The sequence below is a fragment of the Singulisphaera rosea genome, from assembly GCF_054877945.1.
In genome coordinates this window covers 1-23,778 of record NZ_JBTYIP020000029.1, presented here as the reverse complement: position 1 = coordinate 23,778, position 23,778 = coordinate 1, and the positions used below count along the sequence as shown (strand labels likewise).

23 protein-coding genes and 1 pseudogene are annotated in these 23,778 nt (G+C 64.1%); 13 read left to right on the top strand and 11 right to left on the bottom strand.

All coding sequences use genetic code 11. The features are described from left to right. Positions 1 to 29 precede the first annotated feature (29 nt). Positions 30 to 977, bottom strand: coding sequence for a glycosyltransferase family 2 protein (locus ACYOEI_RS32850; protein ID WP_462854192.1), 948 nt, complete (start codon positions 975 to 977; stop codon positions 30 to 32). Between the two features lie 503 nt (positions 978 to 1,480). Between ACYOEI_RS32850 and ACYOEI_RS32845 the strand changes: the two are divergent. The 3 genes and pseudogenes from ACYOEI_RS32845 to ACYOEI_RS32835 all read left to right on the top strand — a co-directional run. Beyond that, positions 1,481 to 1,738: pseudogene (locus tag ACYOEI_RS32845) on the top strand (UPF0175 family protein); the annotation flags it as partial. Continuing rightward, positions 1,735 to 1,998 (top strand): UPF0175 family protein, encoded by a 264-nt coding sequence (locus ACYOEI_RS32840; RefSeq protein WP_462854190.1) that lies wholly within the window; start codon positions 1,735 to 1,737, stop codon positions 1,996 to 1,998. The pseudogene ACYOEI_RS32845 and the gene ACYOEI_RS32840, both read left to right, overlap by 4 nt. Before the next feature lie 106 nt (positions 1,999 to 2,104). After that, the gene (locus tag ACYOEI_RS32835; RefSeq protein WP_462854189.1) at positions 2,105 to 2,536 is read left to right on the top strand and encodes a PIN domain-containing protein; all 432 of its coding nucleotides are present in this window, start codon (positions 2,105 to 2,107) and stop codon (positions 2,534 to 2,536) included. 220 nt (positions 2,537 to 2,756) lie between these two features. Here the strand turns inward: ACYOEI_RS32835 and ACYOEI_RS32830 are convergent, their stop codons facing one another. Further along, on the bottom strand, positions 2,757 to 4,028 hold the full coding sequence (locus tag ACYOEI_RS32830) for a nucleotide disphospho-sugar-binding domain-containing protein (RefSeq protein WP_462854187.1): 1,272 nt from the start codon (positions 4,026 to 4,028) through the stop codon (positions 2,757 to 2,759). A 450-nt stretch (positions 4,029 to 4,478) separates the two neighbouring features. Between ACYOEI_RS32830 and ACYOEI_RS32825 the strand changes: the two genes are divergently transcribed. Beyond that, complete coding sequence (locus tag ACYOEI_RS32825; protein WP_462854186.1) at positions 4,479 to 6,179, top strand: PAS domain-containing sensor histidine kinase; 1,701 nt, start codon at positions 4,479 to 4,481, stop codon at positions 6,177 to 6,179. 112 nt (positions 6,180 to 6,291) lie between these two features. Further along, positions 6,292 to 7,116, top strand: a complete 825-nt coding sequence (locus ACYOEI_RS32820) for a ThuA domain-containing protein (protein WP_462854184.1) — start codon at positions 6,292 to 6,294, stop codon at positions 7,114 to 7,116. Positions 7,117 to 7,255: 139 nt separating this feature from the next. Here ACYOEI_RS32820 and ACYOEI_RS32815 read toward each other — a convergent pair whose 3' ends face one another. Next, positions 7,256 to 7,759: a hypothetical protein gene (locus tag ACYOEI_RS32815; RefSeq protein ID WP_462854182.1), complete on the bottom strand. Its 504-nt coding sequence runs from the start codon at positions 7,757 to 7,759 to the stop codon at positions 7,256 to 7,258. Between the two features lie 194 nt (positions 7,760 to 7,953). Here ACYOEI_RS32815 and ACYOEI_RS32810 point away from each other — a divergent pair, with 194 nt between their 5' ends. Beyond that, on the top strand, positions 7,954 to 8,715 hold the full coding sequence (locus ACYOEI_RS32810; protein ID WP_462854181.1) for an MBL fold metallo-hydrolase: 762 nt from the start codon (positions 7,954 to 7,956) through the stop codon (positions 8,713 to 8,715). A gap of 24 nt (positions 8,716 to 8,739) precedes the next feature. Here ACYOEI_RS32810 and ACYOEI_RS32805 read toward each other — a convergent pair whose 3' ends face one another. Together ACYOEI_RS32805 and ACYOEI_RS32800 are read right to left on the bottom strand one after the other, a co-directional pair. Next, a complete protein-coding gene (locus ACYOEI_RS32805; protein ID WP_462854179.1) occupies positions 8,740 to 9,105 on the bottom strand; it encodes a VOC family protein in 366 nt (121 codons plus the stop codon). Positions 9,106 to 9,228: 123 nt separating this feature from the next. Then, positions 9,229 to 9,705 carry a hypothetical protein gene (locus tag ACYOEI_RS32800; protein WP_462854176.1) on the bottom strand — a complete coding sequence of 159 codons (477 nt, stop codon included), beginning with the start codon at positions 9,703 to 9,705 and terminating at the stop codon, positions 9,229 to 9,231. A gap of 211 nt (positions 9,706 to 9,916) precedes the next feature. Between ACYOEI_RS32800 and ACYOEI_RS32795 the strand changes: the two genes are divergently transcribed. From ACYOEI_RS32795 to ACYOEI_RS32775, 5 genes are all read left to right on the top strand, one after another. Then, the gene (locus ACYOEI_RS32795; protein ID WP_462854174.1) at positions 9,917 to 10,741 is read left to right on the top strand and encodes a sugar phosphate isomerase/epimerase family protein; all 825 of its coding nucleotides are present in this window, start codon (positions 9,917 to 9,919) and stop codon (positions 10,739 to 10,741) included. Positions 10,742 to 10,893: 152 nt separating this feature from the next. Continuing rightward, positions 10,894 to 11,847, top strand: coding sequence for a sugar phosphate isomerase/epimerase family protein (locus ACYOEI_RS32790; protein ID WP_462854173.1), 954 nt, complete (start codon positions 10,894 to 10,896; stop codon positions 11,845 to 11,847). A gap of 391 nt (positions 11,848 to 12,238) precedes the next feature. After that, complete coding sequence (locus tag ACYOEI_RS32785; protein WP_462854170.1) at positions 12,239 to 12,883, top strand: vWA domain-containing protein; 645 nt, start codon at positions 12,239 to 12,241, stop codon at positions 12,881 to 12,883. Between the two features lie 735 nt (positions 12,884 to 13,618). Continuing rightward, positions 13,619 to 14,629 (top strand): DUF1559 domain-containing protein, encoded by a 1,011-nt coding sequence (locus tag ACYOEI_RS32780; protein WP_462854168.1) that lies wholly within the window; start codon positions 13,619 to 13,621, stop codon positions 14,627 to 14,629. Positions 14,630 to 14,702: 73 nt separating this feature from the next. Continuing rightward, positions 14,703 to 15,260, top strand: a complete 558-nt coding sequence (locus ACYOEI_RS32775; RefSeq protein ID WP_462854167.1) for a hypothetical protein — start codon at positions 14,703 to 14,705, stop codon at positions 15,258 to 15,260. A gap of 29 nt (positions 15,261 to 15,289) precedes the next feature. On the opposite strand, the gene ACYOEI_RS32770 is transcribed toward ACYOEI_RS32775, so the two are convergent. From ACYOEI_RS32770 to ACYOEI_RS32745, 6 genes are all read right to left on the bottom strand, one after another. After that, positions 15,290 to 16,108 carry a hypothetical protein gene (locus tag ACYOEI_RS32770; protein WP_462854165.1) on the bottom strand — a complete coding sequence of 273 codons (819 nt, stop codon included), beginning with the start codon at positions 16,106 to 16,108 and terminating at the stop codon, positions 15,290 to 15,292. Between the two features lie 13 nt (positions 16,109 to 16,121). Beyond that, positions 16,122 to 17,261, bottom strand: a complete 1,140-nt coding sequence (locus ACYOEI_RS32765; RefSeq protein ID WP_462854164.1) for a M20 family metallopeptidase — start codon at positions 17,259 to 17,261, stop codon at positions 16,122 to 16,124. Between the two features lie 24 nt (positions 17,262 to 17,285). Further along, complete coding sequence (gene menC, locus ACYOEI_RS32760; protein ID WP_462854163.1) at positions 17,286 to 18,392, bottom strand: o-succinylbenzoate synthase; 1,107 nt, start codon at positions 18,390 to 18,392, stop codon at positions 17,286 to 17,288. A gap of 88 nt (positions 18,393 to 18,480) precedes the next feature. Continuing rightward, positions 18,481 to 19,404 (bottom strand): alpha/beta hydrolase, encoded by a 924-nt coding sequence (locus ACYOEI_RS32755; RefSeq protein WP_462854161.1) that lies wholly within the window; start codon positions 19,402 to 19,404, stop codon positions 18,481 to 18,483. A gap of 112 nt (positions 19,405 to 19,516) precedes the next feature. Further along, positions 19,517 to 19,852 (bottom strand): hypothetical protein, encoded by a 336-nt coding sequence (locus ACYOEI_RS32750; RefSeq protein ID WP_462854159.1) that lies wholly within the window; start codon positions 19,850 to 19,852, stop codon positions 19,517 to 19,519. Between the two features lie 149 nt (positions 19,853 to 20,001). Further along, positions 20,002 to 21,075 (bottom strand): sulfate/molybdate ABC transporter ATP-binding protein, encoded by a 1,074-nt coding sequence (locus ACYOEI_RS32745; RefSeq protein ID WP_462854158.1) that lies wholly within the window; start codon positions 21,073 to 21,075, stop codon positions 20,002 to 20,004. 475 nt (positions 21,076 to 21,550) lie between these two features. Between ACYOEI_RS32745 and ACYOEI_RS32740 the strand changes: the two genes are divergently transcribed. Both ACYOEI_RS32740 and ACYOEI_RS32735 read left to right on the top strand, forming a co-directional pair. Next, positions 21,551 to 22,534, top strand: a complete 984-nt coding sequence (locus ACYOEI_RS32740; RefSeq protein WP_462854156.1) for an oxidoreductase — start codon at positions 21,551 to 21,553, stop codon at positions 22,532 to 22,534. Then, a complete protein-coding gene (locus tag ACYOEI_RS32735; RefSeq protein ID WP_462854155.1) occupies positions 22,531 to 23,526 on the top strand; it encodes an aldo/keto reductase in 996 nt (331 codons plus the stop codon). The genes ACYOEI_RS32740 and ACYOEI_RS32735 overlap by 4 nt, the downstream gene beginning before the upstream one ends. Positions 23,527 to 23,778 lie beyond the last annotated feature (252 nt).

The following is a 23,778-nucleotide window of genomic DNA, read 5'->3' as shown; positions in this document are numbered from 1 at the left end:
GACGGATTCCACCACGAGACCCGATTCCCTCACCAACGAAACTGGCGGAAGAACGCCTCCTGACGCGTCGACCACTCGCCCACACCGACGCCCAACTCCCGCCTCGACTTCCACACCTCGTCGACCCGCCCGAGGGCCTCAGCCAGGGCGACGGCGAACGTCGGTCGCCAGGTCCCGAGGGCATGGACGAGGCGGATCGGCAGCCAGGCCAGGTGCGAGGCGAGTCGGAGTCCGCTCAGGTTCTTCCAGGCAAACAGCAGACTGTTCCGCGCCGCGAGCCGGTCGCATCCCGACTTGCCAAACGCCGGGCCGAACGAGCCGAACCCGCGGTGATAGGCGAGCGACGCGGGGACATAGTACCCCTTCCAACCGGCCATCCAACCCCGGAAGCCCAGGTCGAGGTCCTCGATCCTGCCGGGGAAATAGAGCGGGTCATACCCCCCGATCGCCAGGAATCGCTCGCGGTCGACCGCCAGGATCGGACCCGCCGCCGCGGTGAGGTCCGGGACGTCGACGCTCGCTTCGTGCCCGGGGACCCGGCACATCCCCTGCACCAGGCCGAACCTGGTCCGCACCCGCGTCCGCATCCCCTCGTACTCGTCCCCCTCGAACGTCCAGCACTGCGGGGCCGAGAAGAGGGCGTCGTCGTGCTCATCGAACGCGGCCAACATCGGAGCCAATGCGTCGGGGTCGAGCTTGACATCATTGTTCAGCAAAAACACGACGGGCTCGTCGAGCCGGGCCAACACCCGATTAAACGAGGCAAGCCCATCGTTCGGCTCGCTGACCACCCCAACCCCCGGCCACGATCGTGCCAATTCTTCGAGCGAACCGTCCGTCGAGCCGTTGTCGACCACGGTCACGGGGCAAGGCACCGGCGCCCGCGCCGCGGCCTCGACGATCGACGGCAAGCATTCGCCCAGGAGCGCACGCCCGTCGTAGTTCAGTACCAGGATGTGCGTTCGATCGGCACCCACGGGGTCCTTCCCTCGTGCCTCCGGAATCGGCCCCGGCGCAAGCCGAGACCGGAGCGACGGGTACGATACGACGCGATCCGATTCGGGTCAAGGTGGGGTTCGTGGGGTCGATGGGCCACGGATTCGGGGAAACCTTAGCCACGGATTGAACACGGATGAAGCGAGGAGAAAAATCGATCCCCAGACGACACAGACGTATCAATAATTTATATACAAGCATTAACTATTACAATTTAATTAATTATCTAAAAATCTGCGTCCATTTGCGGATCGATCAGCTCTCCCCATCCGTGTTCAATCCGTGGCTAAATCCTCTCCCGATCCATACCCCATGGCGGAAGGGCCGTCCCAAGGCTGGATCCGACCCCGAAAATGTGCGACCATTTGTGAACATTTAGCATCTTTGAGAGCAGGCAACATGGCCGCGGACATCCAAATCACCCAGTGAGGCCGAGGCCGTCTCCGTTCGTTTCTCGCTCCCGAGGTGGGCCGTTGTTGAATCGAAGCTTGATGAGGCCACCATCGACCAGGCCGCTCGCGAGGCGTTGGCCATTGAGCTGTTCCGTCGTGGACGGCTGAGCCGGCTCTCACTCGGCCGAATGCACGGCCTTGAACGCTTTGAGACCGTGGCTTTCCTCAAGCGGCATCAGCTCTTCGACGACCCAAGCCATGAGGAGGTCGACACCGAGGTCGAGGCAACAAGAAAGCGGCTCGACGGACGCCGCAGCAGAATATTGAGTCAACAGGAGAGCAACCCATGAGCATTAGCTTCGAAATCACGCACGACCTCGGGCCGCAACTTCGAACAAACGGAGCGGACTTGAGCCGCGAGGCCCGCGAGGCGTTCCTCGTCGAGCTATACCGCCTGGACCGCATTACGCATGGACAACTCGCTCGGGCCCTTGGGCTCGACGCTTACGAGACCGACGGAGTGCTCAACAGTCATGGAGTCGGCCTCGAAATCACGGCCGATGAGTCGCGGGCCGAGGCCCTGTCACTTCGCGACGTGAGGCCGGAATGATCGTCGTCTCCGACGCGACGTCGCTTCGATATCTCGTGTTCCTCGGGGAGGATCGCCTGCTCCACGAAATCTTCGGGACGGTGTACGCCCCGCCCCTCCCGAGGTCGTGGCCGAGCTAGGCCGGTCGAAAAGTCCGGAGCTTGAGCCGGTACGTCGCCGGGCTGACTCACCACCCGAGTGGCTCTGCGTCAAAGGGCCGAAAGTTGTCGATGCACCCCTGATCCAGAAGCTCGACCGAGGCGAAGCGGAGGCCATCGCTCCGGCCCGGGAACTCAAGGCGGAGCGGCTCCTTCTTGACGAGAAACGGGCGCGGACCGTTGCGAATGAGATCGCGGAAGCCGACCGGAAAGCCGATCGACCAGCATGGCAAGTTGCCGGGACACTCGCCGTCCTCGAAGAAGCTGCAGTTCGAGGCCTGGTCGACATCGACGAAGTCATCGATCGACTTCGAAATACGAACGACCGGGCCAAAGAGCATCTCTATCAGAAGACCATCGAGAACGTACGAAGGAGAAAGCCCGGCCAGGAGCAGGAATAAATGGTCGATTCAGCCCAACGGCCGTTGACCCGAGCACCCAAGCCATGTCGGCCACGCATCCGGCGAAACTTCGACCATACTTAAGGCACAACCAAATCCAAACAAAAAATTAAAATTAAAATCATTAAAATGAATCACTTCATTATCGACATCAAAACCAATAGCAAATCAATTCGAGATTCCTCCCGTCCACGATCGACCCACCTTTTCCCATCCGTGTTCAATCCGTGGCCAAAGACGCCCTGAGCCCTGCCCCATCCTCGATGAACCGACATGAGTCTTCGAGGGGGTCGGCCGACTTCAAACGTTCGGCGATAGAGTGGGTTTGTGCGGCGACGTGAGACGAGCGGATCAGTTCGTCGAGGGCTTGAGCCACAGGGGCGGGGCGGAAGTGCTTGGGCGAGAGCCATCGGGCGACGTCCAGTCGCCTGAGGCGCTCGGCGTTGTCGTACTGGTCGTGGGCCATCGGCATGAGGAGTTGGGGGACGCCGGCGGCGAGCCCTTGGGCGGAGGTGCCGATGCCGCCATGGTGGACGACCGCAGCGACTCTGGGGAAGACTCGGCTGAACGGGATGAAGTCGAACGAACGGATCTCCGGCGGGAGCGAGCTTGGGAGTTGGTCGCGGTAGGGCGAGATCAGCGCGGCGCGTCGGCCGAGGCGGCGGACGGCCGCGACGGCGGCCTGGAAGAACTCACGGCCATGGCGCATGGCCGATCCGGGCGTGAAGGCAATCGGCGGCGGCCCGGCGTCGAGGAAAGTTTCGAGCTCCGGGTCGAGCGGGCGGCGATCTGCCTCGTCGTAGAGCGGGAACCCGGTCATGCGGAGTTGGGGCAGGCTGTCGACGAGTGTCGGCGCATACCAGTCGGGGAAGAGCCCGAGGACCCTGGTCGGTGAAAACCACCACTTCGCAAAGAGCCGACGCACCGGCGGGAGCCCGAACTCCGCCCGAAAGGCATTGGTCTCCGCGGCGACGACCCGGTCAATGACCGCAACATCCGCGAACCAATAGAGGAACCGATTCCACGCCGGTGGCATCGACGACGAGACGGGTAATTTCGGGATAAGGGGGGGCGTTCGGTCATTGCGAAGCATGGCCGGTTGGAGCAGGACCGTGACGAGCGGAACACCCAGCACCTCCTGAGCCACTCTCGCACCGAATGCCAGCAGAGGCCCGACGACGACGGTTTCGCCCGGTACGTTCCGCTCCCGGACGATCTCGAACGAACGCCTCATCGGCTTGAGCATGCCCCACTCGGCCACGAGGGGGAACGAGCGGGTCGGATGCCAGACCTCTGGGATCTCGAGGACCCGGCGGTAGTCCTCCTCCGTTCCAAGCTCGAGGTACTCGAGCCCGACCCGGCGGACGAGCGGCTCGAAATGTCCGTTCGTAATAAACGTGACGTCGTGGCCTCGGGCTTTCAAGGCGAGGGCCAGGGCCACGAACGGGTGGACGTCTCCGGCGCTCCCGATGCTGAAGACGAGGATGTTCACGCCCGATCTCCCCTCGAGAAGTGAGTTCCCGAGGCCAGGAACCTCACGAGATCCCGACATCGCCCCAAATCCCCCGACCGACCCAAGCCAATCATAAGGAGATGAGTGTGACGTGGACCTCGACGGAATGATGTGTGCCGGCTCGAAACGTGCATGATATCCCCAACGGACGAAACGGGTACGAAACCCCACGAATTGGGCCGGAAGACGGCTTCGAGTCTGGCGATCTGGGGATCGGCCATGACCGGACGACGTAACCGGAGGGTTGCACCGTGCGCCGGGAACGATTATACACGAAGGGGGATCCGTTCGCTCCTGCGCGACGCGTGGCGACATCATGGGCGGCCCCGGTGCCTTCCGTCATTTCCGTTTCGTAAGCCGATCTAGACAGACTTTGGGTAAAGGCGTCCGGCCCTCGAGGGCATCGGACCCACGGGAGAACTCCCCCCAATGGAGACCGACCACTCCGTCGAGATGCCGAGACGCGGGCCCGTTTGCTTGGAGTATCGGGCAGGGACCCTCGACGCAGTCCTGGCCTCGTCCTCCGACCTGGTCTACCTCTGCGACCGCAACGGGACCTTCCTGTACGCGAACCCCGACGGGGCTCGGCAATGGGGGAAGGACCGGGACGAGATCCTCGGCATGAACTGGCAGGAGCTCGGCCTCCCTTGCGGGATCGTCGCGGACCTGGCGGAACAACGGAACATCGTCTTCGAAAGCGGTCGGTCGTGCGTCGCCGAGGTGACCTTCCCCCCATCGATGGGTGAGCCGACGTGGGAGGTCCTCCTGACCCCGATCCAGGGGCCTACGGGGGCGGTCGAGGTCGTCGTCCTCGCGCTCCGAGACGTCACCAGTCGCAAGCGGAGAGAGCAGGCCCATCGGGATAGCGAGGAGAAGTATCGCCTGCTGGCCGAGAACTCGACCGACATGATCTCGCGCCACGACCCCGAGGGGCGATATCTTTATGCATCACCCGCATGCCGAGCCCTCACGGGATACGACCCTGAGGAGCTCGTCGGACGGTCGGCGTACGACTTCATCCACCCCGACGATCGTCTCGAGATCGGCGTCGCCCACGCGGATATACTCCGTTCGAACACGCCGTCCGTAGCCACCTACCGGATCGTCCGCAAGGACGGCCGGATCCTCTGGTTCGAAACGACGACCCGAACCCTCCTCGACCCCGTGGCCGACGAGGTCCTGGAGATCCAGTGCGCCTCGCGCGACGTCACGGCCAGGAAAGAGGCCGAGACCCGGCTCCAGGAGCAGAACTCGCTGCTCCACGAATCCGTCCGCTCGGAACGCCAGGCTCATGAGGCCCTCAAGCGGGCCGAGGCCCAGCTCGTCCAGGCCGAGAAACTCAGCGCCTTGGGGCAGATGGTCGCCGGGGTAGCCCATGAGATCAACAACCCCCTGGCATTCGTGACCAGCGACGTCACCGTCCTCCATCGCGAGGTCGGCTTTCTCCGCGACCTCCTCATCCTCTTCCGCGAGTCCGAGCCGACCCTGGCCGAATACCAGCCCGAGCTCCTCGCGAAGATTAATGCCCTCGAGGAACGGATCGACCTACCGTTCCTGCTCGAGAACCTCGACCGCCTGATGGATCGCGCGGGTGAAGGCCTCCGTCGCATCCGCCAGATCGTGAGAGATCTCCGCGACTTCGCCCGGCTCGACGAGGGGGACCTGAAAGAGATCGACCTCAATGACGGGATCCGGTCGACCGTGAACCTGATCCACGGCCGGGCCACGACGCTCGGCGTCACACTCGAGGCCGACCTGACACCGCTTCCCCTGCTGACCTGCTACGCAGGGAAGATCAACCAGGTGGTTCTGAACCTCATCAGCAACGCGATCGACGCGTGCGAGGCCGGTGGTAAAGTCACCGTTCGCACGCGGTCGTCGCAGGGCTTTGTGGAGATCGACGTCATCGACACGGGGCACGGTATCCCTGCCGAGATCCGCGACAAGATCTTCGACCCGTTCTTCACAACCAAGCCGATCGGCCAGGGGACCGGCCTGGGGCTCTCGATCAGCTACGGGATCGTGCAGACGCACGGCGGCACAATCTCGGTCGACTCCGAGCCCGGTCGCGGCACGCATTTCACCATCCGCCTCCCCCTGAAGATGCCCCCCAGCCCGCCGACAGCCTAGCCTCAGATCGCCCGACCGCCTACACCCCAAGCCTCCGGTCGATTAGCCTATCACTCAAGGCCTTTGCGCCCGAAATCCCACTCGTTTGTCCCGTGCCCTTGCCGAGGCGACCATGACGCAACCGTTGTCGAAGAGGTCGGCCCTGAAACTCGCCGTCGCCCTGGCGGCCACCCTGTTCATCACCCGCGACTCGAGGACGGACGAGGCGGTTCCCACCGCCAAACCGATCAACGCACTCCTGATCACGGGCGGGTGTTGCCACGACTACGAGGTTCAGAAAACCCTCATCCCCGAAGGGATCAGCGCCCGGGGCAATGTCCGCTGGACCGTCGTCCACGAGGGCACCACCCGCACGCACCGCGTGAGCCGCTTCGAGAAGGCCAACTGGGCCGACGGCTTCGATGTCGTCGTCCACAACGGCTGCTTCGGTTTCGTCGACGATCGCGAGTTCGTCGAGCGCGTCGCCTCGGTCCACCGCAAGGGGACGCCCGCCGTCGTGATTCACTGCGGCGTCCACACGTTCCGCGCCATGAAAACCGACGAGTGGCGCGAGTTCCTGGGAGTGACCTCTCGTCACCACGGTGCGCAGCGGCCACTCGAGGTCAAGCCTGTCGCCACCTCCCACCCGATCATGAAGAGCGTCCCCGCCGTCTGGAAGACGGTGCCGGAGGAGCTCTACGTCATCGAGAAGGTGTGGCCCGAGACGACCCCACTGGCCCAGGCCTACGACGCGGATCTCAACAAAGATCATCCCGTCGTCTGGACCCACCAGTTCGGCAGAGGTCGAGTCTTCGTCACGACGCTGGCCCACAACAACGTCACGATGAAAGACCCGGTCTATCTCGACATGGTGGCCCGGGGCCTGCTCTGGGCTTGCGACAAGCTCGACGACTCCGGAAACCCGAAGCCGGGATACGGCCCCGCACCCCGCAACTGACGCGCCTCCCGAAACCCGGTTCTTTCTTCAAAACCGGGTTTCTGTGCCAATAGGCGACGACATCCCCGGGAGGTGTAGACAACGTTGACAGCGTCAGAAACCCGGTTTTGAAGAAAAAACCGGGTTTCGGCACAGGCCCTCATCGAGGTTGGACGGGGATAGTCAAGGTTGACGGGCGATTGTTCTTCGTATTCGGCTTCGGGATCACACCGGAGCCTGGAAGCGTGATCGATGGCCGTCCCTGGAGAGAACCCTCAGCGAGGGCGCTCTGGACACCCAGGGGCGTGAGCCCCATCCCGAACATCGGGTTCAGGTAGCCGTAGGCCGGGACAACCGCCTGGGGGGCGGACGTCATCGGGATGCCGCCATATCCCAGACCGGGATTATTGTAGCCGAAGCCGTAGGCAGGATTGCCATAGCCATACCCGGGATAGCCGTAGCCATAGCCGAAGCTGTACCCCGGAGCCCCGAACCCGTTGTAGACCGGGGCGCCGGGGTAGGCATAGCCATAACCGTAGCCCGGGTATCCCATGGGCCCGCCGAACATCTGAGCCTCGGCCGAGGTGCCCGGTAGGGCGAGGAAGGCAAGGCCGAGGAATAGGCTGAAAACCAAGCTCGGCGCGGGGATGCGAGGCGGATTCATGGCGATGGACCTCCCGAGGAAGGAGCCTCGGGGCCGGCGATAGTGCCCCCCTGTCCCCTTCTTCCCTCACCCTATTATAGGGCATGCCCGTCCTGAGGCGATCGAGAAGCCCTTCAACGGAACGGCCACGACCTCCCCCGAATCCAGTTTCGGCAGGTCGATCGACGCGACGCCCCCGACCAGGTGAGGATCCGATGACGAACCTCCACCACATCAACGGCGGGACGCTCCAGGTCCCGCCGTACTCGACGGCCTACTGCCACTGCCTCGTCCTCGAGGACAAGAACGGCCTGGCCCTAGTCGACACCGGCATCGGACTCGAAGACGTCCGGCACCCAGCCGAACGACTCGGAAAGCCGCTCATCGACATGGCCGGATTCCGGTTCAACGAACCCGACACCGCGATCCGTCGACTCGAAGCCCTCGGCCTTCGGCCTGGCGACGTCTCGCACGTGGTGCTCACCCACGCCGACCCCGACCATACCGGTGGCCTTGCCGATTTCCCCCAGGCCCAGGTCCACATCTCCGAAGAGGAACTCGCGAGCGTCGCCCGAGACCACTTTCGCTATGTCCCGACCCACTTCGCCCACAAGCCGCATTGGACGACCCACGCGAAATCGAGCCGAGAGTGGTTCGGACTCGAGGCCAGGCCCGTGGAGCTCGGTTTCGAGGCTGAGGTCCTCCTGATCCCGCTCTTCGGTCACACCCTCGGGCATTGCGGCATCGCGATCCGCCAGGGAGACCGTTGGGTCCTCCACGCCGGGGACGCCTATTACCTGCGCGTCGAGCTCACGGCCGACGACCACCCGGTATCCCAACTAACCGCGATGCGGGCTGACGACAACGCCCGGCGACTCGGGAGCCTCGAACAGATCCGTCGACTGGTCCGAGACCATGGGGACACCATCGACGTCTTCGGCTACCACGATGGGAGCGAGTTCCCCGAGCGGCCGTGAAAGTCGCCTCGGGCGTCGGTCCGGCTATCGGACGTCGTCGATCGTGAAATGTGGGTTCTCGATGACCCCGAAGACGTTCCCGAACGGGTCCCGCACCAAGCCGACCTTGATCCCCTCGCCGACATCCTTGACCGGCTCGACGACCGAGGCCCCAAGCCCGAGGAGCCGGTCGAACTCCTCGACGGCGTTCGCCGTCCCCCAATACGCCTGCGCCCCCGACTCGCCGGGCGTGCCGTCGGGGATCAAGCCGAGCTCGAACCCGCCGACGGAGAAGCCGACGTAAAATGGCTGGTCGAAGTAAGGTTCATGGCCGACGACCTGGGAATACCACGCCTTCCCTCCGGCCAGATCGGTGACGGGATAGATGACGGTCCGCAATCCTTGAATCATGGGATCCCCACGCCCGACAACCCTAGGACGGGAACCGATACCATCAATAATGCCCACCGAAGGCATGTTGGTTCGATAACACGACCGGATCCACTCGCGACGATCGCGTGAAGGCGCAATCCATCATTTCGCCTTGGGCAGCCCTGGCTTCGGCCCCTCGGCCTTCGGCGGTGCACCGAACGAGCCCAACGGCTTGCGAATCGGCTTGGTCGGGGTCGTATAGCGAGTGGGTGTCGCGGCGCCTCGGGGCGTCATCAGGCTGTGGACCCCCATCGTCGCCAATCCTGGGATTAACAGCATCGCCACGACCCCGATCGCGAACGCGTGGGTCGGGTGGAACTGGAGGATCAGCGTGAAGACCCCGAACCAGACGATCGCCTGGAGCACAGTCCAGGGCAGATCAGAGGTGAACATCGTATCAAATGACGATCGAATCCAGGTCAGGACCGCCGCAAGGATCAAAGACCCGAGTCCGACCTTGAGGCCGGGGTGCGGGGTGACCTCGTCGTAGAGCTGGTCCTGGCCGAACTCGACGATGGAGAAGCAGGCGACGAAGAGGACCAGCCAGTAGATCAGGAACGGCCACACGATCGCGCCCATCAGAGGTCATCCACGAGGTTGAGCGGGGGGAAGATCGACCGCCATTCGTCCGTCGCGCCGATCGAGCGGGACAGCCCGCCGAGGGGACGCGATCCATCGTATCCGCGCCCTACCCCGCACGCCACACCGTACGCTGGCGGTTTCCGTCGCGGATGTTACATTGGGGCTCGCACCGAAAATGAACCAGCCCGAGGCCCGGGGACGCCGCAAGATGATTCGCATCAGTGCCTTCGCCGACGAGATCTCCAAGGATCCGGTCGAGCAGCTCGACGTCCTCGAACGGCACGGGATCCGCCACATCGAGTTCCGCTCGATCTACGGGACCAACGTCCTCGACCTCTCCGAGGCGCAGCACGAGGAGTTCCGCTCGCTCCTGCGATCGCGCGGGTTCGGTCTGAGCGCCATCGGCTCTCCCATCGGCAAGATCAAGATCACGGAACCCTTCGAGCCCCACCTGAAGCGGTTCCGCACGGCGATGGACCTGGCCGAGTTCTACGAGGCCCCCCGGATCCGGATCTTTAGCTTCTACATGCCCCCCGGCGAAGACCCCGAAAAATACCGCGACGAGACCGTGTGCCGGATGACCGAGTTGGCTACGCTCGCCGGCGAGCGGGGCATGACACTCTTCCTCGAGAATGAGAAGGGGATCTTCGGCGACACCGCCGCCCGCGTGCAGGACCTCCTCGTGACGGTCGGCTCGCCGAGCCTTTCCCACGCGTTCGACCCGGCCAACTACGTCGAGGTCGGCCAGCCGATCGACGAGGCCTGGCAGCTCCTCCGCCCCCGGGTGACGCACTTCCACGTCAAGGACTACGACGCCAAGCTCGAGCGGAACGTCCCCGCCGGGGCAGGGGGGGGCGAGATCCCTCGCCTGCTCGCCGACGCGGTCGCCCACGGGTATGACGGGTTCTGCGTCCTCGAGCCGCACCTCGTGATCGCCGAGCTCACGTACGGCTTCACGGGCCCCGAACGCTTCGGCGACGCGGCGAACGCCCTCAAGAGCATCTTCGTCGAGAACGGGACCGCGTTCGCTTGACCGGCCTCGATCTCTCGGCCTCCAGACGACGAACGCCTTGCGATCGGACGGGCTCGGGTGATTGACCCGTCTCCTCAAGGCCTTTAGACTGCGACACTTGCTCCTGGCCACCGGACGACCCATCAGCTCCCATTTCCCGGAGATCGCTCGCGATGAACGGTTCCGTATTGACCCGCCGGACCCTACTTCGAGGCGCCCTCGTCGGAGGCGCCTCGCTCGGCCTCGGGATCCGCCCGACCTGGGCCGCCCCCGTCTCCGGCCAGCCGGCCGCCGGCAAGATCGGCGACTTCAAGATCTCGCTCGCCGAGTGGTCGCTGCACAAGGCCCTCTTCAAGAGAGAGATCAGCAACCTCGACTTCCCCAAGATCGCCCGCGAAAAGTACGGGATCGAGGCCGTCGAGTTCGTCAACCAGTTCTTCAAGGACAAGGCCGGGGATTCGGCCTACCTGAAGGATCTCAAGACCCGCGCCGGCGACCAGGGAGTTACCTGCGTCCTGATTATGATCGACGGCGAGGGCGACCTTAGCGCCGAGAGCAAGGCCGAGCGCGATGAGGCGGTCGACAAGCACAAGAAATGGGTCGACGCCGCCGCGGCCCTCGGGTGCCACGCGATCCGCGTGAACACCGGCCATCACTACAGCCCCTCTAACGTCACCAACGCCGCCGAGGCCTGCTCGGCACTGACCGAATACGGCGAGAAGAACAAGATCTCGATCATCTGCGAGAACCACGGCGGCCCGTCCAGCAATCCCGACGCCCTGCTCGCGCTGATCCACGGGGTGAACAAGCCCGGGTTCGGCACGCTCCCCGACTTCGGCAACTTCCCGAAGGACCGTCACGGCAAGTTCATGCTCGACGTCTACGAGGCGATCGCGCGGATGATGCCGACCGCCAAGGGCGTCTCCGCCAAGAGCCACGACTTCCACAACGGCGAAGAGACCGAGCTCGACTACGGCCGGATCCTCAAGATCGTCACCGACCAGGGCTACAAGGGCTACGTCGGCATCGAATACGAGGGCAGCAAGCTCTCCGAGCACGAGGGCATCCTCGCCACCAAGGCGCTCCTCGAGAAGTATCGCGGTGCGATGTACACCCCCAAGGCTTGATCACCCGGCACACATTCGAGGCGCCGCCCCCGGCAAGGACGGCGGCGTCTCGCGGTCCCTTGCACCCAGCCCCATCGCCCTTCCCCCAGCTCACCCTCGCCCTCCTCAACGAGTCTTGGCGGCCCCCGCCGAGGCTTCGACATCCCGGTCGAACCGACGCAATCCTCCTCTCTGGCTGACGGTCTCTTGTCCTCGCGAATCGCGAGGAGGGAGCACTGAACCGTGGCGTGCCAATCCGCGTCTAAAGAATGATCGAGAGACACGTTCGCGCCATTCGGTCCAAAGTTCCGTCCTCTCTGACGCCCGAGTACGTAGGAGTAGTCAACTCCGTCCTTCGCCTCGTCGCCGACGGCCGAGGGAGCCGATTCCGTTTTCCACGAGGGAGGGTCCCATGAAGGCCAACGCCACCGACATCACGCTCGTCCTCGACCGATCCGGGTCGATGGATCCCATCGCCGACGACACGATCGGCGGCGTCAATGCCTTCGTCGCGGAGCAGAAGAAGCTCCCTGGCGAGGCGTCATACACCCTCGTCCAATTCGACCACGAGTACTTTCAAGTCTTCGGAGGGATCCCCCTCGGGGACGTCCCTCCCCTCACCCGAGAAACCTTCGTCCCCAGGGGGACCACCGCGCTCCTCGACGCCATCGGCCGGGCCATCGTCGAGACCGGCCTACGGCTCTCGGCGAAACCCGAGCCCGAACGTCCTTCGATCGTCATCTTCGTGATCATGACCGACGGCCAGGAAAACGCGAGCCAGGAGTACACCGCCGACCGGATCAACGGGATGATCACCCACCAACGCGAGGTCTACTCCTGGCAGTTCATCTTCCTCGGGGCCAATCAGGACGCTCTCAAAACCGGGGGAGCCCTCGGGGTCCACAACGGGACCGCGCTTTCCTGCGCGGCCAACGGAGCCGGCACCCGCGCGGCCTACGCGAGCGCCTCAAAACTCGTCGCACGCGCCAGAGTCGGCGGCTCCGCCGAGTTCACCGAGTTCGACCGAGCAGCCCAGAGAGATCAAGGCGCCGTCTGATCCCGATATTCCTCGCCGGTCACCGCCGAGCCCCCAGCCCGGGATGCCGTACACCACAAAGGTACCGATACATATAAAGATGAAATCCCGAGGAAACGAATCCCTTTCCGGTATTCTCTCGGGACCCTTCGTGTCTTGGTGCCTTTGCGGTGGGCCTGCTGCCGCGCCGATCGCAGGCAATTCGGCTGACTTCAGCGATGAGTCTACTGAGACCTCCTTCGACACCCGGCTTTTCTTCAATACCGAGGTCACGCCGCTCCCATCTCTCCGAAGCCTGGGATTCTGCCACGGTCAGCGCTGACACCATCGTGGAGGGCCGACCGCCCCCAACCCCGAAAGACTTCGATCCCCCGACCGCAACGATCCTATCAATCGTCTCCGAATTCATTCACGCCGAGAAACTCCACGTTGGGCCATCGGCCATCTCCGAATTAGTTCGTGAGAATACGAATCCCTTCGACATACACCCCGCCTGATGACTCCAGAGCCACCGAAAGCGAGTGCGAGAAGAGGAGTGGATGGCTCCGCAAGCAATCTTGACAAAAAAACCGATCGACATGATTGACGGACCACCGACCGTGTTGCTAAAGATGTCGTCTATCCGACTATCGGAATCTCCCTTCTGCCGGGTCGGAACTCCTCTCTCCGCCGCGACTCTCCCACGCGGCCCCGCGTCCTCGTCCGCTCCGCTCGATGCCGTGGTCCCATTCTCCAGCCCTGTCTGGGAGCCATCCGATGCGCCGTCGAGGTTTCACGCTGATTGAGCTTCTCGTGGTGATCGCGATCATCGCGGTGTTGATCGCCCTTCTCCTCCCCGCGGTCCAGGCGGCTCGCGAGGCCGCCCGACGCGCCCAATGCGTCAACAATCTCAAGCAAGTCCTCCTGGCCTGCCACAACTACCACGACCAGGTCGGGACCTTCCCGCCGGGGGGTATCAGTAAGGGGGGAGCAGATTCGAGCCAGTGGTGGTCGAACGGTTCCTGGTGGGGATGGATGGCCCTCATCCTTCCCCAAATGGAACAGACGCCACTGTACAACACGGCCAACTTCTCGGTTGCCAACATCTCGCTGGCCAACACGACCGCGTATCGCACTATCCTCAACGCCTACCTCTGCCCGAGCGACAGTTTCAACAAAATCGTCGACAACCTCCAGGGCGTCAACGTGCCGGATTTCAACGGCATGTATTCCGGTGCGGTTACCAACTACGTGGGCAACTGGGGAGATATGCGCACCGGGAACCCGACTTGGGACCAGTACGCCGGCGACCAGTACATCAATGGAGGAAACCTGAGCTGGGGCTGTAACTTCAACCTGCGCGGGATGTTCGTCGACTGCAGCGACGGGCGGGGGACGAGCATTGCTCAGACCACAGATGGGACGAGCAACACCATTTTCGTCGGCGAGAACTCTCCCGACTACAACGGGTCTCTCCTCTGGGCCAATGGCGACGGCACCTGGTCCTCGACCGTCATACCGATCAACTGGCGTTGCAACCTCAAAGACGGCCAGGTCGACTCCGACGGGGTGACCTGTGACATCAACGCATTGAATATCATCGGCGCACCGCACTGCTACCGCAACCAAACGTATAACTACGGATTCAAGAGCAAGCACCCCGGCGGCGTGAATATGGGGATGGTCGACGGGTCGGTCCGATTCATCAAGCAAACGGTCAATTTCCGCACCTTCAATGCCCTGGGCTCGCGAGCCGGCAGCGAGGTCGTCTCGGCCGACGCCTATTGACCATCACGGGAGCTCGCGCGGGAAGGAGCCCGCCGGGCTTCGACTCGGACATACAAACGGATGGGAACCCCACATGCGACTCGCATGGAGAACACCTCTTGCGTCGCCCCTCCTCGTCGGGCTGTTATTGCCCGGATGCCGCGACGACAACGGCCTGAATCTCGGCCGGGTCGGAGGCAAGGTCACTTTCCAGGGCCAGCCGGTCCGCTACGGGCAAGTCATGTTCGTGCCCGACGACTCCAAGGGGACCACCGGCCCGCCCGCCATGTCGATGATCCGCGACGACGGGACGTTCGTCATGACGAGCGAGTCGGATGGAGACGGGGTCGTCGTCGGCCAGCACAAGGTTGCGATCGTCGGGCTCGACCCCACCCCGGTTGCCGGCGCATCGGCCGCCGCAACCCCTTCTGGCGAGAGGAACGTCCTCAAGGCCAAGGCGAAGGCCGTCACGGCCAAGGTCGCCAAGGGCCTCGGCGAAACCTTCACCGACCGCGGCGGTCGGGTCTTCCGCTACGTCACGCCCAAGAAGCTGGGCATGGCCGAGTCCTCGGGAGTGACCGCCAAGATCGAGAGCGGTTCGAACACCTTCAACTTCGACGTGAAGGAGGACGGGACCGTCGAGGTCCATTGACACCGTCTCATGAGGATCACGCCAAAACATCACGGTATTTGCAAGACGTAGAATCTTCGTTGGCGACCCTCGGATTCGTCCCGAAGGAATCCAACGGCCCGATAACCCGAGGCGAACGCGGTGATGAACCCTTCGCGAACGGCCCGCCTCCATGTGTCGGCGAGTTGCGGGTCGAGCGACCGAAGGGCGGTGATATCCTCCGGAATCTCGAGGAGAGCCCGGGACCCCACGGCGCGACGCAGGCCGGTCGCCACTCGAACGCCGCCAGGTTGGTCGTCGGAGTTGATCAAGCGAGGGAGACTCAGGATCTCAGCCGACTCGAGCTCAAGCCTCGGGTGGGGCGAGGAGAGTTCCCACTCGGCGATGAGACGATCGGTGGGGACGCCCGTGTTCAGGGCGTCGGTGCGCGGGCCATACATGTCGTCGACATATCGGGCCGCGGTGGCGCCGAGCTTATCGAGGTTGAACCGAGCATTACCGGCCTGAAGCGGGTCGAACGCCCAGGCGATGAGGTCGACCCCCTCGTCGAGGGCGTACTCGCGCTGGGCCTGCTTCAATTGATATCCGAGCCCCCGCGACTGCTGGCCCGGGACGATGCCGGTGAGTTGCGAATAGAGGCAAATCCGGCCTTCGGCACGGCCAAGAAACGCGAACGAGAGCCCCACCGCCTCGCCGTTCGGGAGGAAGGCCCCGAGGACCAGGCCGCCGTGGAGTTGAGCCCCGACCATCGTGGCGATCGGTAGGAGATACCCCGTATCGGCGATCCCCCAGGCCCGGCGCTGGGCCTCCTGGCACGCCCGGTAATCGGCAGGGGTCTCGGCGCGTCGGATCGTGATCTCGTCGCCCATCGGCAAGGCGTCCTCAGAGGTCCAGGAGCAGGGCCGCCAGCAGCGCGGCCCGTTCGGGCAATGAATCGATGAGGATATGCTCATTTTCAGCGTGTGCCCCCGCCCCGAGGGCCCCGAGGCCGTCGAGCGTCGGGAGGCCGGCCGCTGCCGTGAAGTTGCCGTCGCTCCCGCCCCCGGTCGACCCTTCGGACAGTTCGAGGCCGAGGTTCCTGCCGATCAGCCTCGCCTTCTCGAAGAGGGCGGCGATGGCCTCCGTCCGCTCCATCGGCGGGCGGTTGATCCCGCCGCTGACTTTCAGGCTGATTCCGGGCGTAATCGGGGAGAGCGCCGCGAACTCGGACGCGATCCGCCGCGATTCCTCCGACGTCGTGACCCGCACGTCCACTCGAGCGACGGCCCGCGCAGGGACGACGTTGGGAGTCGTCCCACCTTCGATCAGGCCGACATTGATCGTCGTCCCCGCGGAAGGATCGGCGAATGCGTTGATTCGTAAGATCTGCTGGGCGAGCTCGGTGATCGCGCTGAGCCCCTTCTCGGGCTCGACCCCCGCATGGGCCGCGCGGCCTTCGACTTCAAGGGTGAAACCACCCACCCCCTTGCGTGCTGTCTTGAGGGTCCCGCCGGGCAAGGGCGACTCGAGCACGAGGGCATAAGCGCCCGAGTGGGCCATCGCTTCGATCGTCGACCGTGAGGTCGGGCTGCCGATCTCCTCGTCCGAGGTGAAGAGAACTTCGACACCCCGTCTTGGCTCGAGTCCAAGCGTCCGCAAAGCCGAGAGGGCCGACTCGACGAGGACGATGCTCGCCTTCATGTCGAAGGTGCCCGGGCCGTACGCACGCCCCTCTTCGATCCGGTAGGGCATCCGTGCCAACGTTCCAATCGGCCAGACCGTGTCGAAATGACCGACGATCAATGCATGGTCCCCACCTCCTTGAGGGCCGAAGCGGGCCGAAACGTGGTCACCGCCCGACGGGTTCGCGAGCAACGTCACCGCGCCACCGACCGCTTCGAACCGAGCTGCCACCACCCGGGCGAGCGAATCGAGTGCCGCCTTGTCGCGGCTCGGCGACTCGTGCTCGACCAGCTTCGCCAGGCTTGCCAGCATCGCGTCGCGCCGGGGTCGCAGGACGTCGAGAAGTTTCGATCCGTGCATTCGCGAGCCCCGTCGAGGATTCGTTCAAGCCGTGAGCGTCCACTCGCGGAAAACCCGGCCGGCGAGCCGACCTTCGTTAAGCGCATGCCCGAGGCCGACCGAGGTCGGAACGGTCACGGCGCCGTCGACCGCGAGGATGGGTGGGTCGACGATGTCGTCACGATAGTATTTGTCCGATCCGGAGACGTCCCCGGGCAATGTGAAGCCCGGCAGGCTCGCGATCGCCACGTTCGCCGCCCGGCCGACGCCGAACTCGTGCATCCCCCCGCACCAGACCGGCACGCCTCGCGCGAGGCAAAGGTCGTGGATCCGTCGGGCCTCCGACAGTCCGCCGACCCGGCTCACCTTGATATTGATGACCCGGCAGGCCCCGAGGTCGAGGGCCTTCCGCGCGTCCTCGGCCGAGTGGATGCTCTCGTCGAGGCAGACCGGCGTCTTCAACACCTCCTGGAGCCGGACGTGGTCGATGATGTCGTCGTGCGCCAGCGGCTGCTCGATGAGGAGGAGGCCGAAGTCGTCCAACTGCTTGAGTCGCTCGACATCCTCGAGCGAATAGGCCGAGTTCGCGTCGACCTGCAAGGGGACGTCGGGATAACGGTCGCGGACCGCCCTCACGACCTCGACGTCCCACCCCGGTGCGATCTTGAGCTTGATCCGACGATAGCCCTCGCCAAGATATTGCTCGATCAGTTCGAAGAGTGTCGCCAGGTCTCCTTCAATCCCGAGGCTCACGCCCGACGCGATCTCCGAACGCGTCCCGCCCAACAGCGCGGCGAGCGGCTTCCCCTGTCGGTGGGCGAGGGCATCCCAGCACGCCATCTCGAGCCCCGCCTTGGCGAAGTTGTTCCCCTTCACCCGGCGGTAGAGCCCCGTGAGGTCGTCGATCGTCTCCCACTCCCGGCCGATCACGGCGGGCGCGAGGAAATCCTTCAGGATGTGCCAGCACGTTTCCGTCGTCTCGGGGCAATAGTACGGGTCGGACGGGCTGGCGCATTCGCCCCAACCGACCTCGCCGTCGGCCTCGACGCGCACGAGGATGTGCGCGATTTCATTTTTGCTGCTGGAGCTGGTCCGGAAGGTCCGGACCAACGGGAGACGCACGAGCTTGAGATCGACCCGAGAGATTCGCATCACGTGGCACACCGACGCCGCAAGGAACGTAGGGTCGAACGACGGGGGAGTCTTCGAGGGAGGGGATCGACGACGCCCGTCCCATTGATCAAGGCTTCAAGAAGCCCTGACCCTTGAGCCATGTCGCGCACAGACCCGGCCAGGCCTGAAACGCGATGTCGGGCGGGACGTTGTGCCGCTTCGAGCCCGTCCCCAGGCCGAGCCCGTGCTGGCCCGTCTCGAACAGGTGCAGCTCGACAGGTACGCCGGCTTTCCGCAGGGCGAGTGCGAACAGGATGCTGTTCTCAGCAGGGACGCCCCCATCCGCGTTGGTGTGCGCGAGGAAGGTCGGCGGGGTCTCCTTGGTCACCTGGAGCTCGTTCGAGAGGTGCTCAACTTGTTCCTTCGATGGTTTCTCGCCGAGCAGGTTCCTGAGCGACCCCGCATGACCATAGGGAGTCGCGAGCGCGACGACCGGGTAGACGAGGATCGCCAGGTCGGGGCGGCAACTCTCGCGATCGATCGGGTTGGCGGCATCCGGCTTCCCGGCGTCGAAGTGTGTCGCGGCGGTCGAGGCGAGGTGTCCTCCGGCCGAGAAACCGATGATGCCGACCCGCTTCGGATCCAGCCCCCATGCCTTGGAGTTGGCGCGGACCGTCCGGATCGCCCTCTGCGCGTCGTGGATCATGGCCGGGTGGTGATACTTCGGCCCCAGCCGATACTTGAGCACGACCCCGGTGACGCCGAGCGTGTTCAGCCACTCGGCAACCTCTTTACCTTCGTGCTCCGTCGCGAGAAACCCATATCCGCCGCCGGGGCAGATGACAACCGAAGCGCCGTTGGCCTTGCTCGAGTCGGGCTTGTAGACGGTCAGCGTCGGTACGTCACCCGCATGGTTCTCGTCACCGGTCTCCTTGCCGAGCGCCCCCGGGGCCCCCTCGGGCCAGAGGGGATAGGTCTTCAACTCCTCACCCGCCGACGTCGACGAGACGAGCAGGAGGAGAGCGAGGAGCAGGCCCAAGGTGTTGCGCATGTCGGTACGCCTCGATCGAAGACTTGGGAAAGCCGAACGCGATCGGCCCAGTTTGGCGACCCGGAGCAACGCTGTCAAATCCCCGCCGCAGGCGGCTCAACCTCCTCCTCAGCTACGCTTCGGACTCGAGGAACGCCGCATAGATCTGGGCGACATCCGAGACGCTCATAAGGTCGCCGGTGTGCCAGGGGTCGCTGTCCTCGGATTCCCACTGCCAGAGCAGGGGCCCTTTGATCACGGTTCGTCCCTCATCTCGAGGGAGCCTTGAGAAATAGTCCGCGAATCCCGAGAGCAAGGGCGAGGCGAGCTCGGCCCAGGACTTCGGGTCCTTCCCCGCCGGTCGCCCCGCGGCTCGCCAGAGGCTGTCGAGGCTGATCCGGCCATTGTCGATGATCTCGACTTGCTGCCTCAGCACGGCCACGACATGGCCGCTGGACGCTTTCAACATCGCCAATCCTCCTCACACACGGGAATCAAGGGATCACCACCAAACCCGCATCGAGGCCCCTTGCCCTCGAGTCTCGTCCTGAACGAGTCGGGCGGATCCCCTGGCTCTTTCGGCGGGTTCACCGCTCGCCGAGACGTCAGGACCGTCGCCTACAAGACCCAACTCCCCACGGACATCCCCTCGGGCTCGTGGAAGACCTTCAGATCCCTCGGAGCGACGAAGACCGACTCTCCCCTCGCAAGAGAAAGCTCATGGGAACGGTCTCGTGTGAGGATGACCTCGAGGCCGGTCCCGTCGAACAGCCCGAGTTCCACCCGCACCGAGCCTCCGATGGGTAACAGGCGCCTCACCTCAGCCGGCCAGGACACGGAATCATCCCGGGAACGGCTAATTCCGAGGTCGTACGGCCGGACGTACACCGAGACGGAGCCGTCGGGCCCCGGCGATCCCGTCGGGACGACGAGCCCGTCCCCCAGCACCGCCACCCCGTCGACCGAGCGCCCTCGGAGGACGTTCACCTCGCCGAGGAACTCGGTGACGAACGGCGACGACGGGTTTTCGTAGAGGTCTTGAGGCCGTCCGGCCTGCTCGACTCGCCCCCCCTTCATGATCACCACCCGGTCGGCGACCTCGAAGGCATCGCCCTGGTCGTGGGTCACGAAAAGCGTCGTGACCGGCGATTGTTCATGCAGGCGACGGATCCAGGTGCGCAGCTCTTCGCGGACCTTGGCGTCGAGCGCCCCGAAAGGCTCATCCAGGAGCAAGATCCGAGGCCGAGGTGCCAACGCCCGGGCCAACGCCACGCGCTGGCACTGTCCCCCCGAGAGCTGCGAGGGATAGCGATCGGCCAACCCCTGCATCTGGATCAGTTCGAGCAGCTCGTCGACCCGTGCCCGAGCCTCCGCCTTGCGGATCTTCCGCACTTCCAGCCCGAACGCGATATTCTCCCGGACCGTCATCCGGCGAAACAACGCATAGTGCTGGAACACGAACCCGACGCCCCTCTCTCGCGTCGGCCGCCCGTCGACGATTTCGCCCCCCAAGTCGACAACGCCGTCGTCGGCTTCCTCCAACCCCGCGATGATCCGCAAAACCGTGCTCTTGCCCGACCCCGACGGGCCGAGCAACGCCACCAGTTGCCCGGCGGGGACCTCGAAGCTCACTCCATCGAGCGCATCAAAACGTCCGAACCGCTTTCGCAGACCTCGAATCGCTATGCTCATCGCATTGCCACATCCACGGGCACCGGCTTCCTTCCTCCTCGAGAAATGCCCAAAGGAGGCGCGAGCGACAATCTTCGCTTTCTCGACTCGTTTAGTCAAGTTGATTCTTTGCGAGACTCTTGACGACAACCCGGACCTACCGTAAACGCAATCGAAGCCTCCGACCTTGCAGAGTCCGAGACGCCAATAGTCGAAAATTTACCAAATATAATTATTTTTACTTTTTTATATTCATTTTTCGGATTCGCCCCCCAAGAGTTCAGGAGCAGCAATCTCGAATCGACCGATGCTGCCCCTCAACCTCGAACCCATGGAGAGCCTCCGCTCTCAAGTCCAACGACCCATTCCCCGTCGAGGCAACCTCGTCCAAAAGGTCCGGACGATCGAGCAAGATTCGCGGACTTTCGAGCATTCGTCCGCGAGACCCACGGCCCTACACTTGCTCAAACCAGAACACATCCCTGAGGACCGTGTGATGCCTACGCAGCAGAAGCCCCTCAATTCCGGCTTCGGTTTCGATTCGACGGCCGAACAGGTAATGGAGGGCATCGACCTCTCGAACAAGGTCGCGATCGTGACCGGTGGGTATTCCGGGATTGGGCTCGAGACGACCCGCGTCCTCAGCCAGGCGGGAGCCACGGTGGTGGTCCCGGCCCGTTCGACTGAGACGGCTCGGAAAGCGCTGGCGGATATCCCCCGAGTCGAGCTCGCCTCGATCGACCTCCTCGATCCGAACTCGATCGACGCCTTCGCCGCCCGCTTTATCGACGGCGGTCGACCGCTCCACTTGCTGATCAACAACGCGGGGATCATGGCATGCCCGCTGGCTCGCGACGGGCGTGGATATGAGAGCCAGTTTTCGGCCAACCACCTCGGCCACTTCCAGCTCACCTTGCGGCTCTGGCCCGCGCTCCTGCGTGCGGGCGGCTCGAGAGTCGTCGCGTTGACGTCGCGCGGGCATCGCTTCTCGCCCGTCGTCTTCGATGACCCGAACTTCGAGAGCAGGCCGTACGACAAGTGGAAATCCTACGGCCAGTCCAAATCAGCCAACGCCCTGTTTGCCCTCGCCCTCGACAGGCGCGGGGAGCCGAACGGGATCCGAGCGTTCTCCGTCCATCCCGGAGGAATCCCTACGCCGCTGACCCGGCACTTCACCGACGACGACCTCAAAGCCTTCGAGCTCTATCGAAAGGAGGACGGAACCGTCGCGCAGGCCCCGAACTCCGAACGGCGATACAAGACCGTCCCGCAAGGCGCGGCGACGACACTGTGGTGCGCGACCAGTCCCCGACTCGAGGGCCTCGGCGGTGTCTACTGCGAGGATTGCGATATCTCTGAGATCATCCCGGGAGAGGTCCTGCTGCCGAAAGGCGTCTCCCCTCACGCCTGCGACGCCAAGCAGGCGGAGGCCCTTTGGAGTATGAGCGAAACCCTTACGACGGTCGGGAGAATGTCATGATATTGACGCATCGCAAGTTGGGGAACCAGGGCCTCGAGGTCTCGGCGATCGGGCTGGGATGCATGGGCATGAGCCAGTCCTACGGCCCGGCCGATGAAACCGAGTCGCTCGCGACCCTCAGCCGAGCCATCGAGTTGGGCTGCACCTTCTGGGATACGGCCGAGGTCTATGGCCCCTTCAGGAATGAGGAACTCCTCGGGAAGTTCCTCAAGGGGAAGCGGGATCAGGTCGTGATCGCCACCAAGTTCGGCTTTCGTATCGAAGACGGGAAGCAACTCGGTGCGGAGCGGGACAGCCACCCGAGCCGCATCCGAACGGCCGTGGAAGGCTCGTTACGACGCCTCGACACCGACCGCATCGACCTGCTCTATCAGCATCGCGTCGACCCGAACGTCCCCATGGAAGACGTTGCCGGCACCGTCGGCGAGCTCGTCCGCGAAGGAAAAGTCCGGTTCTTCGGCCTCTCGGAAGCGGGGGTCGCCAACATCCGACGGGCCCACGCCGTCCATCCCGTCTCCGCTCTCCAGAGTGAATATTCGCTGTGGGAACGGAACCTCGAAGCGGAGATCATCCCGGCCCTCCGCGATTTGGGCATCGGTCTCGTGCCATTCTGCCCTCTCGGTCGCGGCTTCTTGACCGGGGCGGTCCGGCGCGCGGAAGAGTATCCCGAGGGCGACTATCGTCGGGGCGATCCCCGCTACCAGGGAGAAAACTACGACGCCAATCTCGAAGCGGCCCGAGCTGTCCGCGATCTGGCCTCCGCCAAGGGCGTGAAACCAGGCCAGGTCGCCCTCGCCTGGCTGCTCCAGAAAGGAGATGACATCGTCCCGATCCCCGGAACCAAGCGGCGAGCCTACCTGGAGGAGAATATTGCCGCCGCCTGGGTCCGACTCGATACCGTCGAGTTGGCGCGACTGGACGAAGCCCTGGCGCCCGATCGAGTCTCGGGCAAACGTTACCCCGAGTGGATCATGGCAACGGTCGACCGATGACTCTTCGGAAACGGTCGCGGGAATTACAGGGTGGCATCGCCCCTGTCCATGAAGAGGACCTTCCCGAAACGCACTCGATTTTCTTGGTAGGTCGTTGACTTCGTTCCATGATCCGGTACTATTACCCCTGTCGCCGCTGACAACGGTGGTGACGAGAAACGCGGCCGAGTGGTTCGGCAAGACAACTTGACCGAGCCCGATGGCCGCGATAATTCGTTCGCTGGACGATTCGGCCGGCGTGACATGCCCTCA

What these genes read in the sequence shown, in the direction of transcription:
- ACYOEI_RS32840 (WP_462854190.1), top strand. Translation starts at nt 1,735, where the DNA reads ATGAGCATTAGCTTCGAAATCACGCACGACCTCGGGCCGCAACTTCGA.
- ACYOEI_RS32825 (WP_462854186.1), top strand. Translation starts at nt 4,479, where the DNA reads ATGGAGACCGACCACTCCGTCGAGATGCCGAGACGCGGGCCCGTTTGC.
- ACYOEI_RS32820 (WP_462854184.1), top strand. Translation starts at nt 6,292, where the DNA reads ATGACGCAACCGTTGTCGAAGAGGTCGGCCCTGAAACTCGCCGTCGCC.
- ACYOEI_RS32815 (WP_462854182.1), bottom strand. Translation starts at nt 7,759, where the DNA reads ATGAATCCGCCTCGCATCCCCGCGCCGAGCTTGGTTTTCAGCCTATTC.
- ACYOEI_RS32810 (WP_462854181.1), top strand. Translation starts at nt 7,954, where the DNA reads ATGACGAACCTCCACCACATCAACGGCGGGACGCTCCAGGTCCCGCCG.
- ACYOEI_RS32805 (WP_462854179.1), bottom strand. Translation starts at nt 9,105, where the DNA reads ATGATTCAAGGATTGCGGACCGTCATCTATCCCGTCACCGATCTGGCC.
- ACYOEI_RS32800 (WP_462854176.1), bottom strand. Translation starts at nt 9,705, where the DNA reads ATGGGCGCGATCGTGTGGCCGTTCCTGATCTACTGGCTGGTCCTCTTC.
- ACYOEI_RS32795 (WP_462854174.1), top strand. Translation starts at nt 9,917, where the DNA reads ATGATTCGCATCAGTGCCTTCGCCGACGAGATCTCCAAGGATCCGGTC.
- ACYOEI_RS32790 (WP_462854173.1), top strand. Translation starts at nt 10,894, where the DNA reads ATGAACGGTTCCGTATTGACCCGCCGGACCCTACTTCGAGGCGCCCTC.
- ACYOEI_RS32785 (WP_462854170.1), top strand. Translation starts at nt 12,239, where the DNA reads ATGAAGGCCAACGCCACCGACATCACGCTCGTCCTCGACCGATCCGGG.
- ACYOEI_RS32780 (WP_462854168.1), top strand. Translation starts at nt 13,619, where the DNA reads ATGCGCCGTCGAGGTTTCACGCTGATTGAGCTTCTCGTGGTGATCGCG.
- ACYOEI_RS32775 (WP_462854167.1), top strand. Translation starts at nt 14,703, where the DNA reads ATGCGACTCGCATGGAGAACACCTCTTGCGTCGCCCCTCCTCGTCGGG.
- ACYOEI_RS32770 (WP_462854165.1), bottom strand. Translation starts at nt 16,108, where the DNA reads ATGGGCGACGAGATCACGATCCGACGCGCCGAGACCCCTGCCGATTAC.
- ACYOEI_RS32765 (WP_462854164.1), bottom strand. Translation starts at nt 17,261, where the DNA reads ATGCACGGATCGAAACTTCTCGACGTCCTGCGACCCCGGCGCGACGCG.
- menC (WP_462854163.1), bottom strand. Translation starts at nt 18,392, where the DNA reads ATGCGAATCTCTCGGGTCGATCTCAAGCTCGTGCGTCTCCCGTTGGTC.
- ACYOEI_RS32755 (WP_462854161.1), bottom strand. Translation starts at nt 19,404, where the DNA reads ATGCGCAACACCTTGGGCCTGCTCCTCGCTCTCCTCCTGCTCGTCTCG.
- ACYOEI_RS32750 (WP_462854159.1), bottom strand. Translation starts at nt 19,852, where the DNA reads ATGTTGAAAGCGTCCAGCGGCCATGTCGTGGCCGTGCTGAGGCAGCAA.
- ACYOEI_RS32745 (WP_462854158.1), bottom strand. Translation starts at nt 21,075, where the DNA reads ATGAGCATAGCGATTCGAGGTCTGCGAAAGCGGTTCGGACGTTTTGAT.
- ACYOEI_RS32740 (WP_462854156.1), top strand. Translation starts at nt 21,551, where the DNA reads ATGCCTACGCAGCAGAAGCCCCTCAATTCCGGCTTCGGTTTCGATTCG.
- ACYOEI_RS32735 (WP_462854155.1), top strand. Translation starts at nt 22,531, where the DNA reads ATGATATTGACGCATCGCAAGTTGGGGAACCAGGGCCTCGAGGTCTCG.